The following is a 12,506-nucleotide window of genomic DNA, read 5'->3' as shown; positions in this document are numbered from 1 at the left end:
TGTTGCAGCTACGCGGGAGGCGGCGTTGCGGTTTCAGCCGCCCTTCAGCCTCCCGCGCGACGCTTGAGCCAGCGGATCGCCGTGCCCAGCAGCGGCACCCGCTCGTAGAGCAGGGCGCCGGCGTCGAAGTAGTCCCGGTGCTCGCGGACCCGCCCCGATCCGTCGTCGGCGAAGAGCAGCCGCGAGGCGCCTTCCACCGTGATCTCCCGGCCGCCGTCCAGGCGGCGGTGAGCCAGATGCATCGTCCAGGTCACGAAGGCGGTGTCGCCTTGTCGCTGGCGATCGTGGAAGACGAATCGACACGCCGTGACGTTCTCGTACAGGGCGGCGAAGTAGGCTTCCAGGGCCGGCAGGCCGTCGATGCGGTGCAGCGGGTCGGCGAAGCTCACGTCCGGAGTATATATCTTGTACAGATTTTTTGTACAGGACTTGTCCAGCTTGTTGTAGAAGGCGCAGAAGGCCTCCAGGTCCGGGTCCGGTGACATGACGACCTCCTTAGCAGAGAAGAAGCGCGGAGCGGGAACGGGGGAGTGGCCGGGAAAATGAGGCGGCGAGACGTGGCCGGGAGCGGCGCCCGCGTCAGGACGCGGGCGGCAGGTTCTTGAACGCGTCCAGGGCGCGGGCGCGGGCGGCCTTGTGGTCGACGATGGGCGCCGGATAGTCGACGCCGCTCAGCAGGTCGTTGCCCGGGGCGTGACGGGCCTTGGGCGACAGCTCGGCGAGCTCCGGCAGCCACTCGGCGAGGAAGCGGCCTTCCGGGTCGAAGCGCTGGGACTGGGTGGTGGGGTTGAAGATGCGGAAGTAGGGCGCGGCGTCGGTGCCGGTGGAGGCCGCCCACTGCCAGCCGCCGTTGTTGGCGCCGAACTCGCCGTCGACCAGGTGACGCAGGAAGAAGGCTTCGCCGCGGCGCCAGTCGATCAGCAGATGCTTGGACAGGAACATGGCGGTCACCATGCGCAGCCGGTTGTGCATCCAGCCGGTGGCGACGAGCTGGCGCATGGCGGCATCGACGATCGGGTAGCCGGTGCGCCCCTCGCACCAGGCCCGGAAGCCGGCCTCGTCGTCGCGCCACGGCAGCGCCTCGGTGTGACGCTGGAAGGCGCGGTGGCGGCACACCCGCGGGAAACCGGCGGCGATGTGCTGGTAGAACTCGCGCCAGATCAGCTCGCCGACCCAGGCGGTGAGGCCGGCGTCACCGTCGGCCAGGGCGCCGTCGTTCTCGGCCATCACCGCCTGCATGCACTGGCGATGGGAGATCATGCCCAGCGCCAGGTAGGGCGACAGCTCGCTGGTGCCGCGGATCGCCGGGAAGTCGCGCTGGTCGTCGTAGTGGCGGCCGCGAAAGCGCAGGAAGCGTTCCAGGCGGTCCGCGGCCGGGCCCTCGCCGGCGGGCCACAGGCGGCCGTCGACCGGCGTGTCCTCGAGCTCGGGCAGCTCGGGGATGGGGTCGGCATCGACCGACAGCCTGGTCTGGGGCTCGGGCGCGTCCTGCAGCGCCAGCCGGTCGGCGGTGATCGCCTTGTGCCAGGCCTTGGCGAAGGGGGTGAAGACGCCGTAGACGTCGCCCTTGCCGGTCAGCAGCTCGCCCGGGGCGAAGGCCACGGCGTCGCGATGGCCGTGGGCGGCGAGACCGGCGTCCTCGAAGGCCTCGATCACCGCCGCGTCGCGGCGCGCCTCGTCGAGCGGGTACTCGCGGTTGAAGTGAATCGCCTCGGCGCCGAGCTCCCGGGCCAGGGCGAGCAGCGTTGCCGGGGCCTCGTCGAAGGCCTCGATGTCGCGATGCAGCAGCGGAATGTTGAGCCCGGCCAGCGACTCGGAGAGCGCGGCGACGCCGCGACGGGTGAAGTCCAGCTTGTTGGCGCCGTGGCCGTGGGCTTGCCATTGTGGCAGGCAGCGCAGGAAGACGCCGATCACCGGGCCGCGGCGGGCCGCGGCGGCCAGGGCGGTGTTGTCGTGGATGCGCAGGTCGCTACGGAACCAGACCAGGGTCGGGGACATCGGTGTCTCCGTTCAGGCGGCTTGGGTCAGGGAGTGCAGGCGTGTCATGGCGTGGCTCAGGTCGTCGCCGAGCAGCTCCACGCCCGAGGCGTCGAGGTCGGCCGCGCGAATGCGGGCCACCGGGCCGCACAGGGCCACCGGCACCTCGAGCTGCTCGGCCAGGCGCGGCAGCTGGCGGCGCACCAGGTCGGCGCGCTCGGCGCGGCCACTGGCCAGCAGCAGGGCGCTGGCGTGGAAGCGCTCTACGGCCAGCGGCAGCTCCTGTGGCGGCAGCGCGGCGTCGAGCCACTGCACGCGGTAGCCGCGATCGGCGGCGGCCAGGGCGGCCAGCAGCCCCCACAGCGGGCCGTCGTCGGGCAGCGGCACGATCAGCAGCGTGGAGCCGCCGGCCCGGGCGTTGGCGTGATACAGCCGCGTGCCGATGCGAGTGCGCAGGAAGGCTTCCAGAGTGCGGCGCTGCAGGTCGGCGCCCAGGCGGTCGTCCCAGCGCTCCTCCAGCTCGCGCAGCACCGGCTGCCACAGCTCGTCGAGGCAGGTGGCGACCGGATAGAGGGCCAGGGCCTGGTTGAACAGCGCCTCCAGGCGCTCGAGGTCCAGCGCCTCGACGGCCTTGATCAGCTGCTGGCGCTGGCTCCCCCAGTCGCCGGCGGCGGGCGGGGGCGCCTCCACGATCTCGGGCTGTTCCAGCAGCTCGCGGACCTGGCTGACGGGCACGCCGCGGTTGAGCCATTGCAGGATGCGCTCGACGCGGGCGATGTCGTCCTTGGCGTAGAGTCGGTGGCCCTTGGGGGTGCGCTTGGGCTGGATCAGCCCGTAGCGGCGCTCCCAGGCGCGCAGGGTCACGGCATTGACGCCGGTCAGGCGCGAGACTTCGCGGATCGGATAGAGCGGCGCATCGGCCGGATGGTTCGCCTGATCGCTCATGCGGGCCTCTGCCTCGGTGGTGAGAACGGTGACGGAAGGGATGGGGCTTCAACCACCAATTTTGTACAAAAAGCAGTCGATGTACAACACGGCCGTCAGTCGCTCTCGCCGGCCCGCTCGGCGATCACCGCCGCCAGGGCCTCGACGAAGGCCGGATGCTCGCCCACCGGCGGCAGCAGCGTCAGCTGTACCTCGGGGTGCGCCTCGCCGAGGGCTTCGACCTGGCCGGGCACGTCCTTGCGCAGGTGGCGGCCGGCGGCGAAGAACAGCGGCAGGATCTCGGCGCGCTCGACGCCCTCGGCCGCCAGCTCGGCCACGGTGTCCTCCAGCGAGGGCGCGCAGATCTCCATGTAGGCCAGGCGCAGCGGGGTCGCAAGCCGGGCGGATAGCTGCTCGGCCAGGCGCTCGAAGGGCGCCCGCCAGTTGGGGTCGCTGGAGCCGTGGGCCATCAGGATCAGGGCATTGCTCATGTCGGGAAATCTCCGTGGTCGGGAAGGGGATGGCGATGGCATAGCGCCTCGCCCAGATGGTGGCCGGACAGCCAGGCGTCCTCGATGCGTCCGCCGCGCCAGCCATCGCCGCACAGCGCCAGGCCGGCGTCCGTCAGGCGATGGTCATGGCCCGGCGCCACCGCGCCGGGTTCGGCATAGCGCCAGCGGTGGGCGCCCCGCGCCTGTACCGCCGGCAGGCTGGCGGCGGGGCGGAGCGTCTCGAGCGCGTCGTTCAGGGTGCCGAGCAGGTCCACGGCCACGGCATCCGGGGCGTCCTCGAGCCGGCGTTCGCTCCAGTCGAGATCGGCCAGCAGGGTGATGAGCTCGGGCGCGTCGCCGCGGCCGGGCTTGGTGCGGTGGCGGACCACGCGCTTCAGCGGGCCCGCGTCGAACTGCAGCAGCGGCCAGTCGGCCTCGGCGCCGGGCAGCGTGAGTGGCGCCTCGAGGCGGGCCCAGGCCGCCCAGCAGGCGCGCTGGGGCACCTGTCGGCATTCGCTCGCGAGCTCCGGCGCATGGGGGGCGATCAAGCCCTCGGCCTGAGGCGCGGGCAGCGCCAGGCTCACCGTGGCGAAGGGGCCATGCGTGGTGCCGCGCTCGTCGATGAGCCGCCAATCATCACCTGCGCGCGCGAGCGACACGATGCGGGTGCCGGTGTGCAGGGGCAGGCCGCGGGCCAGCTGGCGCGTGACCGCGCTCATCCGCGGCGTGCCGGTATAGCGGGGGTGGCCGTCGGCGCGCCGCGCTGCCCGGCCCGCTTCCAGCCGCCACAGGGCGTCGGGCCAGGGCGCGGCTACCCCGGCCTGCACCCAGGCAGCCACCTGCTCGCGGAAGGCCGGATGGGCGGCGCGAAAGCTCTGGGCGCCGAGCTCGATGGCGCCGTCCTCGAGCCGGCGACTGGACATCCGGCCGCCGGGGCCGCGACCCTTGTCGAACACGGTGACGTCGTGGCCGGCATCCGCCAGCGCACGGGCGCAGGCCAGGCCGGCGATGCCGGCCCCGATCACGGCATGGGAAGGGGGCGTCGAGGTCATGTCGGGCTCATGCAGTCAACGGGGTTTACCGCTAGACTAACAGACGTGTACAAAACCTGTATAACACTTGCTCGACGCCATCCAAGGAGACCGGAATGCGCATACTGATCACCGGAGGCAGCGGATTCGTCGGCCAGGCCCTGTGCCGGCGACTGATCACGGACGGGCATCGGGTCCAGGTGGTGTCGCGAGACCCTGCCCAGGCGCGGCTCAAGTTGCCGGAGGGCGTCGACGTGCGTCGCTCGGCGCTGGACTTCGTCGATACGCCACCGGAGGCGCTGGTCAACCTGGCCGGCGAGCCGATCGCCGGCAAGCGCTGGAGCGAGACGCAGAAGGAGCGGCTGCTGGATTCCCGGCTCGGCGCCACCCGCGAGCTGGTGCAGCTCTGCGAGCAGCTCAAGGCGTCGCACGGGCGCGCGCCGTCGGTGATGGTCTCGGCCTCGGCCATGGGCTACTACGGCGACCAGGGCGACACCGTCGTCACCGAGGAGACGCCGCCCCACGACGAATTCGCCCATCGCCTGTGCCAGCGCTGGGAGCAAGCCGCCGAGGGCGTGACGGCCTTCGGCACCCGACTGGCGATCCTGCGCCTGGGCCTGGTGCTGGACGCCGGCGGCGGCATGCTGCAGCGCCTGCTGCCGCCCTTCAAGCTGGGGCTCGGCGGGCGCCTGGGCGACGGCACCCAGTTCATGCCCTGGGTGCATCGCCAGGACCTGGTGAGCGCCATCCTGCTGCTGCTCGAGCGCGACGACCTTCAGGGGGCCTTCAACGGCAGCGCCCCGCACCCGGTCACCAATGCCGTCTTCACTCGCCTGCTGGCGCGGCATCTGCACCGCCCGGCGCTGCTGCCGGTGCCGGCCAAGGTGCTCGAGATCGGCCTCGGCGAGATGTCGCGACTGCTGCTGACCGGCGCCGACATGCGCCCGGCGCGCCTGGAGGAGGCGGGCTTCGCGTTCCGCTTTCCGACCCTGGAGGAGGCGCTGACCGATATTCTCGGCTAGTGAAACGCCGATTTATTGCTGCGCTCGATATCCTGGGCGCCGGCGGTGCCGGTGCGCCGGACCGATCGAAATCCTCATGTAGCAGGCTACACTCCGGTTCCTGCGCTCCGGCGGCACCCAGCCTCTCATCGCTCGCGACATAAATCAGCGCATCCCTTTCGCATCTCCATGTCCTGAAACGACGAGCCCCCGCCGGCCAATGACCGACGGGGGCTGTCGTTCGGGGGGAGTCGCCTCGCCTAGCGGGAGTTCTCGTCGATGGTGACGATGACCCGCACCGCGTCCAGCCGCAGCCGGGTGCCCTCGATGGCGGCGTCCAGGGCGGCGCGCTCCTCGCGCAGCGCCGTCAGCTCGTCCTCGCGCACCGCGGGGTTGCGGCGGGCCAGGGCCTCCAGGCGGGTCAGCTCGGCGTCCAGCGCCTCGCGCATGCGGGCCTGGGCGGCCTCGACGATGGTCGGCAGCTCGCGCTCGGCCTCGGCCTCGGCGCGGTCGAGCAGGTCGCGGAGCTGCTCGTGGCGGCTCTTGATCAGGTCGCGGGCGGCGGCCTTCTTGACCTTCTGCAGGTTCTTCGACAGTCCGGTGAAGGAGACCTTGGCGGTCAGGTTGGCGCCGGACTCGTCGAGCAGCACGCGCACCGCGGTCGGCGGCAGGAAGCGGTTGAGGTGCAGCCGCTTGGGGGCCGGACAGTGGGTGCGGAACACCAGCTCGGCCATCAGCCGGCCGCCGGGGATCGACGGATGCTTGAGCAGCGCCAGCGCGGTGTTGCCCATGGTGCCGTCGAGGATGCGGCCCATCATCTCGCGGGTCAGCGGGTGCTCCCAGGACAGGCGCTGAACGTCGTCGCGGCCCAGGGCGCGCTCGCGGGAGAAGGTGGCCGAGAAGCCGTCCTCGCCCTTCACCAGCCCCGGCAGGCCATCGAGCATCTGCGGGCCGGGCTTGAGGTGCTGGATGTCGTTGCCGATGTCCTTGGCATCCACGCCGAAGATGTCCAGCGCCTGGTCGATGTAGCGGCGCAGGGCGCGGTCCTCGTCGAGCTCGCGGATCGCCTCGATGGTCTGCTCGGCGCGCTCCGGGCGGCAGGCGTTGAGCTCGAGCAGGCGGTTGCGGCCGGCGTCGCGTTCGGTCATGCGGCGGTCGAAGAGTTCGCGGGTGTCCGCGATCACCTCGTCCAGGCTTTCCTCGTCGAGCAGGGCGTCGGCCAGGGCGTCGCCGAAGGCGTCGAACAGTTCGCCGCCCAGGCCGTGGGGCGCGCCGAAGGCGTCCATGCCCTCCTGATACCAGCGCAGCAGCTGCTCGCCGGGGCTGGCGGCGAACACCGGCACGTGCAGCTCGATGGCGTGGCGCTGGCCGATGCGGTCGAGGCGGCCGATGCGCTGCTCGAGCTGGTCCGGGTGCAGCGGCAGGTCGAACATCACCAGGTGGCGGCAGAACTGGAAGTTGCGGCCCTCGGAGCCGATCTCCGAGCACACCAGCACCTGGCAGCCGTCCTCGTCGTCGGCGAAGGCCGCGGCGGCGCGGTCGCGCTCGACCAGGGTCAGGTCCTCGTGGAACACCGGGGCCTGCACGCCGCCCAGCACGCGCAGGCCGTCGGCCAGGCCCTGGGCGGTCTCGCGGTCGTGGGCGATGACCAGGATCTTGTCGTCGCCGAGCTCGGTGATCCGCTCCAGCAGCCAGGTCACGCGCGGGTCGAACTGCCACCAGGGCTCGGCGTTGAGCGGGTCGTTGGCCAGCGCCTGGTACATGGTGTCGAGGTAGACCAGCACCTCGGGGTGGTCGAGGCCGGTCTCGATCAGCAGCTCGTCGAGGTAGTCCTCGTCGCGACCCAGGCGGCGCAGCACCCGGCGGTAGGCGGAGGGCAGCTCGAGGCGGTCGACGTGCAGGCGACGCTCGGGGAAGCCGCCGACGTGGCGGCGGCTGTTGCGGAACATCACCCGGCCGGTGCCGTGGCGGTCGAGCAGCTGCTCGCGCAGCTGGCCGCGGGCGGCGGCCTGCTGGTCGTCGCCGCTCTCGGGGTCGGCCAGAGTGGCGAGCAGCGCGGCGCTGTCGGGGTCGTCGCTGACGGCGGCCACGGCCTCGCGGTCGGCGGCCGCGCCGGGCAGGCGCTCCAGGGCATCGATGGCGGCGGCCACCTCGGCGTAGTGGCGCTCTTCTTCCTGGAAGGCCGCCAGGCTGTGGTAGCGATCCGGGTCGAGCAGGCGCAGCCGGGCGAAGTGGCTGGCCTGGCCCATCTGCTCCGGAGTGGCGGTCAGCAGCAGCACGCCGGGCACGCTGGCGGCCAGGCGCTCCACGCAGGCGTAGCCGGGGCCGACCTCGTCGGCGTTCTCGCTCCATTCCAGGTGGTGGGCCTCGTCGGCAATCAACAGATCCCAGTCGACGGCCTCGGCCTGGGCCTGGCGGTGCGGGTTGGCGAACAGCCAGTCCTGGCTGGCCAGCACCAGCTGGCCGGCCTCGAAGGGGTTGCCGTCGCCCTGGGCCAGACTCTGCTGCTCGTCGAGCAGGGTGACCTCCAGCGAGAAGCGGCGCAGCAGTTCCACCAGCCACTGGTGGGTGAGGCTCGCCGGCACCAGGATCAGGGCGCGCTCGGCGCGGCCCGTCAACAGCAGGCGGTGCAGGATCAGGCCGGCCTCGATGGTCTTGCCGAGCCCGACCTCATCGGCCAGCAGCACCCGCGGCGCCTGGCGGCGTGATACCTCGTCGGCGATGTAGAGTTGGTGCGGGATCAGGTCGATGCGCGGTCCGGCCAGGCCCAGCGCCGGGTTCTGCTCGGTGCGATGATGGTGGTGCAGGGTGCGGAAGCGCAGGTCGAACCAGTCGTTGCGGTCGACCTGGCCGGTCAGCAGGCGGTCGCGGGCCTGGTCGAACTGCATGGAGTCGGCCAGCCGCGCCTCGGGCAGCTCGCGGATCTCGCCCTGGTCGTCCTCGCCGATGTAGACGATCAGGCCTCGGGATTCCTTGCTGTCGTCGACGGTCATCTCCCAGCCCTCGGCGCACCGGATGCGGTCGCCGCTGCCGAAGATCACCCGGGTCAGGGGGGCGTGCTGGGTGCTGTAGGTCCGGGTTTCCTGGCTGGCGCCGAAGAGGACGGTGATGCTGCGCGCGTCGCAGTTGAGGATGGTGCCCAGGCCGAGTTCGGCCTCGCCATCGCTGATCCAGCGCTGACCGGGAGAGAAGTCGCTCATGATGCCTCGGGGGATGCTAGGGATCTGGTCTCGTGCCGCGGGCCACACCCGACCCTCGGCGACAGGGCGCGGTATCTTACAGCAATCCCCGGCGCGGCTTAAGAGGCTTCCCGGTGTTTCCCCCGGTCATCGTGGATCGCTGGCGTCTGGCCGCCCGGGCCGTCGCCGAACCGAAGAGGCACTCCTGCGCCATGGATGGCGCCGGGAGCTACAGGGACGTATTCATGCGTTGCCTCGCCGGTTTGCCGACGGCGTTAGCTGATGGGTTGCCTACTCCGCGTCCAGCCAGCCGTCGAGGGTCGCCCGGGTCAGCTCGCCGACGTGGCGCTCCCGGGCGCGGCCCTCGGCGTCGAACAGCAGGGTGGTGGGCAGTCCCGGGGCATCGCTGGCCACCATCAGCGACTGGCGCGGGTCGAGCAGGGCGTGCTCGAAGGTGAGTCCCTGGGCGTCCAGATAGCGCGCCACCGGCAGCAGGTCCTCGCCCTGGTTGACCACCACCACGGTGACGTCGTCCCGGGCGTCGGTTTCGGCGAGCAGCGGCAGCTCGCGGCGGCAGGGCGGGCACCAGGTCGCCCACAGGTTGACGATGACCGGCTGGCCCGAAAGCTCGGCGAGATTGACCGGCTCGCCCTCGAGGTTCTCGAGCGTCAGCTCGGGCAGGGCGCGAGGCGTGATGCCGCTGCCCAGCGGCGCCCAGCTCATCAGCGCCAGCCAGGCCAGGGTGGCGCCGATCGTCAGGCCCTGGGCGCCGAGCATGGCGGCCAGGCGGTCGCGCAGCGCCCAGGCGCTCCAGGCCAGGGCGGCGAGCAGGCCGAGCCACGCCTGATAGCCCGGCAGCCACAGCTTCAACGCGTCCAGCGGCGCCGCTTCGTAGGCCGGCAGGTTCAGGGCCACGTGGCCGAGCCGCGCGCCGACCAGCCAGGCGATGATCAGGCCGTTGAACCAGCGCGCCCGGCGGGCGCGGGGCAGGCGCAGCGTCAGGGCGGCCACGACGAGCAGCAGCAGGGCGCAGGCCAGGGCATAGAGGCGGGGCAGGGGCAGCAGCACGGGCCCGAGGGCGATGGCATCCATGGGGGCTCTCTCGAGGCAGGGTCGGCGCCTGGGGCCGGACCGGGTACACTGGGCGGATTGACCCCGCCAAGCCTACTGTCGGCGGGCGGGGCTGTCATCCAGCGGGAGCACTCATGGCACGACAGGCCTTCGACACCCTGCGGGCCCTGGCCATTGCCAGCCAGGCCCTGGGCTTCATCCTCATCATCACCCTGGAAACCATGCTCGGCGACGCGGCACGCGTGTGGCAGGGCTGGACCCTGGCCGCCATGGTGGCGGTCGCGCTGTGGATCGCCCTGGTGCGCCTCTATCGTCGCAACAAGGCGCGCAAGGCCATGGCGCGTCGCCTGGCCGACGACGACTGAGCAAGGCCCGCGGCTTGATGTCCGTCAAGCTCGCGGGCGATCCCCGGCCGCCTGCGCCGCCAGCGACTAGGCTGAAAGGACCGTGGGGAGCGGAGCGTTTCCCCCGATCCGCCTTCAGGAGGCCACCATGTATCAGTCCATCCTCGTGCCCGTCGACGGCTCCGAACACTCTGCCAAGGCGCTGGGCGTCGCGGCGCAGCTGGCGCGGGGGTCCTCCGCGTCGCTGGTCCTGCTGACCGTGGCCGAGTATCCGCCCGGTAACATGGGGCTGTTCACCGGCGGCATGCCCGAGCCCTTCACCGCGGACAACTGGAACGATATCGCCGACTCGCTGAAGGCCGACGCCGACGATGCCCTGCAGAAGGTGCGTGACGCCGTCGACCTGAGCGGCCTCGAGGTCGAGACGGTGGTGCGTCAGGGCACGCCGGCCGAGGCGATCCTCCATGAGGCGTCGCGGCGCGGCGTCGACGCCATCGTGATGGGCAGTCGCGGGGTCAGCGACATGCACGGCATGATCTTCGGCAGCACCTCGCACAAGGTCAGCCACGTCGCCGAGTGTTCGGTCATTACCGTGGCCTGACACCCGGACGATCGCTGCGCGCGGGCATCCTGCCATGCTCGCCATCGCTGATGGCCATGGGCGGCAGGGGCAACGAAAATGGCCGAGCCCGTCAGCCGGAGGGCGGCCGTCCCGTCCCGCGCGCTACAGCTGCAGCGCCCCTCGCTTCGCTCCTGCCCGCTCGCGCTATGGCGCTAGTCCCGCCGGCCCCTGCGCAGTTCGCTGCGAGCATCCTGAATGTTCAGGCGACATTTGACCGGATTGAAGCGATTGGTCTTGGCCTGGAGCAGTTCGGCGTTGGCCTTCGTCCGGGCCTCGAGGGTGTACCTGTCCCTGTTGTCGTTGATCTCGGCTTCCAGTGTCCGGATGTCTGCCTGGCAGTCGTCGGTGATGCCCACTTCGCCATCGGAAGAGGTGGCGCAGGCGGTCAGCAGACTGAGTAACACGACGAGTGAGCTACGCTTGAGCATGACGTTCCTCCCTGTGGTGCCACCAGTATAGGGGCAGTCTCTGAGTCGTGTTTCGGCGCGTGAGCCAACCTTCGTGGCGTCGGCTCGTGCGATGCAGGCGCTGCCGCCTACACCAGCGACAGCAGGGCCGTGGCCAGCAGGTCGGGATCGTAGTGCGGCGTGCCGCTCTCGCCGATCAGCCGGGTGTCGATCAGGGTGATGCCGAGCTCGTTCAGGAAGGCGTCGGACAGCTCGCCGGGGTAGTCGCCCCTGGCCCGGTCGAGCAGCACGAAGTTCACCAGTTCGTGGGCGGGGCGGGCCTCGCCGATGTCGCGGCGCAGGGTATCGAGCAGCACGCTGACCTGCTGCTCCAGTCCCATGCCGGCCTGCTCGGGGTCGGGGCTCGAGTTGGGAACGAACACCTTGGGGCAGCGGTTGGCGTGGATCGCTCTGCCGACGCCCTCCGGCAGCAGGTTGGCCAGCAGGCTGGAGTAGAAGCTGCCCGGCGGATAGCAGATCAGCTCGGCGGAAGCGATCAGCCGGCGGTTCTTCTTGCGTAGCTTGGCGGTGACGGGCTCGTCGCGGTCGCGACTGGCCGAGAGCTCGATGCCGGCGATGGGCGAGGTCAGCGGCGCGACCTCCTTGCCGGTGATGCGGTGCTGGCCCAGCACCCGGCGGCCGTCTTCCAGCGTGACCGCCAGGTGGTAGTCCTTGTTGACCACGGCGCGCACCGTGCCGCGCACGTGCACCAGCTTGGAGAACAGGAAGATGATCGGATCGAGCTGCTGATGGTTGTTCAGGTAGCCCCCCGCCAGGATCAGGTTGCCGATGCTGGCGCCGCGCAGATCGAAGTCAGCGGGCATCGCCTCGCGGAAGAAACCGAGCTGGTGGCAGATCAGCCGGCGCATGGGGTTGGAGATGTCGGCGGTCAGCGGATGGTGCCCGCTGACCAGTGCATCCAGGGTCGCGCGCAGGGCCGGCGGTTCGCCGTCCTTCGGCAGCCGGTGGGTGAACAGCCGGTAGACCTCGGGATGGCCGAGGATGGAGTCGTCGGCCAGCGCCATCAGCCGGCTGCGCAGGTCGCCGATGGCGGGCATGTCGAAGGCCTCGCGCAGCTTGGCGGAGCTGCCGCCGGAGTCGAAGGGCGTCACCAGGTGGATGGAGTTGTGGGTGTAGTGCTGCAGCCGCCGTGACACGCCGTTGAGGGCCGAGCCGCCGCTGAAGAACAGCAGACGCGGGCCCAGTTCCGGGGCCTTCTGGTAGCGCTGGACCCGCAGCGGGTCGGGCACCTGGGCGGTGCGGGTGACGCGAACGTCGACCATGCCGTCGATCTTCCCTGTGGCGGACTTTCGGGCTAGCTTGCCTGCTTTCGGCCACGGTGTCGCGGGCTTGAGTGGTACGGGGTGCTGTCACAAATATGTCATATTTTTTGTGGCATGCTAACGATGTGTGACGTACG

12 protein-coding genes are annotated in these 12,506 nt (G+C 70.9%); 3 read left to right on the top strand and 9 right to left on the bottom strand.

Features of this window, described 5'->3' with window-relative positions:
* Positions 1 to 44: 44 nt before the first annotated feature.
* The 5 genes from CVH10_RS13130 to CVH10_RS13110 all read right to left on the bottom strand — a co-directional run bounded on the left by CVH10_RS13130 (position 45) and on the right by CVH10_RS13110 (position 4,444).
* A complete protein-coding gene (locus CVH10_RS13130; RefSeq protein ID WP_106488924.1) occupies positions 45 to 485 on the bottom strand; it encodes a nuclear transport factor 2 family protein in 441 nt (146 codons plus the stop codon).
* 94 nt (positions 486 to 579) lie between these two features.
* Positions 580 to 1,998, bottom strand: a complete 1,419-nt coding sequence (phrB, locus tag CVH10_RS13125) for a deoxyribodipyrimidine photo-lyase (protein WP_106488923.1) — start codon at positions 1,996 to 1,998, stop codon at positions 580 to 582.
* Between the two features lie 12 nt (positions 1,999 to 2,010).
* On the bottom strand, positions 2,011 to 2,922 hold the full coding sequence (locus CVH10_RS13120; protein ID WP_035596449.1) for a MerR family transcriptional regulator: 912 nt from the start codon (positions 2,920 to 2,922) through the stop codon (positions 2,011 to 2,013).
* 95 nt (positions 2,923 to 3,017) lie between these two features.
* Positions 3,018 to 3,392 carry a sirohydrochlorin chelatase gene (locus CVH10_RS13115; RefSeq protein WP_035596452.1) on the bottom strand — a complete coding sequence of 125 codons (375 nt, stop codon included), beginning with the start codon at positions 3,390 to 3,392 and terminating at the stop codon, positions 3,018 to 3,020.
* Entirely contained in the window at positions 3,389 to 4,444 is a 1,056-nt protein-coding gene (locus CVH10_RS13110; protein WP_106488922.1) for an NAD(P)/FAD-dependent oxidoreductase, read from the bottom strand. Before CVH10_RS13110 ends, CVH10_RS13115 begins: the two co-directional genes overlap by 4 nt.
* 95 nt (positions 4,445 to 4,539) lie before the next feature.
* On the opposite strand from CVH10_RS13110, the gene CVH10_RS13105 reads away from it, so the two are divergent.
* On the top strand, positions 4,540 to 5,445 hold the full coding sequence (locus CVH10_RS13105) for a TIGR01777 family oxidoreductase (protein ID WP_106488921.1): 906 nt from the start codon (positions 4,540 to 4,542) through the stop codon (positions 5,443 to 5,445).
* A gap of 239 nt (positions 5,446 to 5,684) precedes the next feature.
* Here the strand turns inward: CVH10_RS13105 and rapA are convergent, their stop codons facing one another.
* Positions 5,685 to 8,624, bottom strand: coding sequence for an RNA polymerase-associated protein RapA (gene rapA, locus CVH10_RS13100; RefSeq protein ID WP_106488920.1), 2,940 nt, complete (start codon positions 8,622 to 8,624; stop codon positions 5,685 to 5,687).
* 270 nt (positions 8,625 to 8,894) lie between these two features.
* Entirely contained in the window at positions 8,895 to 9,695 is an 801-nt protein-coding gene (locus CVH10_RS13095; protein ID WP_106488919.1) for a TlpA disulfide reductase family protein, read from the bottom strand.
* 113 nt (positions 9,696 to 9,808) lie between these two features.
* On the opposite strand from CVH10_RS13095, the gene CVH10_RS13090 reads away from it, so the two are divergent.
* Both CVH10_RS13090 and CVH10_RS13085 read left to right on the top strand, forming a co-directional pair.
* Positions 9,809 to 10,039 (top strand): hypothetical protein, encoded by a 231-nt coding sequence (locus CVH10_RS13090; protein WP_106488918.1) that lies wholly within the window; start codon positions 9,809 to 9,811, stop codon positions 10,037 to 10,039.
* A 127-nt stretch (positions 10,040 to 10,166) separates the two neighbouring features.
* Positions 10,167 to 10,619, top strand: coding sequence for a universal stress protein (locus tag CVH10_RS13085; RefSeq protein ID WP_106488917.1), 453 nt, complete (start codon positions 10,167 to 10,169; stop codon positions 10,617 to 10,619).
* Positions 10,620 to 10,792: 173 nt separating this feature from the next.
* On the opposite strand, the gene CVH10_RS13080 is transcribed toward CVH10_RS13085, so the two are convergent.
* Both CVH10_RS13080 and CVH10_RS13075 read right to left on the bottom strand, forming a co-directional pair.
* A complete protein-coding gene (locus CVH10_RS13080; RefSeq protein WP_035596469.1) occupies positions 10,793 to 11,068 on the bottom strand; it encodes a hypothetical protein in 276 nt (91 codons plus the stop codon).
* A 107-nt stretch (positions 11,069 to 11,175) separates the two neighbouring features.
* Positions 11,176 to 12,369 carry a GAK system CofD-like protein gene (locus CVH10_RS13075; protein WP_106488916.1) on the bottom strand — a complete coding sequence of 398 codons (1,194 nt, stop codon included), beginning with the start codon at positions 12,367 to 12,369 and terminating at the stop codon, positions 11,176 to 11,178.
* Positions 12,370 to 12,506: the final 137 nt, after the last annotated feature.

This window comes from Halomonas sp. ND22Bw (assembly GCF_003011945.1).
GTDB classification, from domain to species: Bacteria; Pseudomonadota; Gammaproteobacteria; order Pseudomonadales; family Halomonadaceae; genus Halomonas; species Halomonas halophila.
Note: the sequence above shows the minus strand (reverse complement) of the source record. Positions and strands in the feature narration are given on the sequence as shown.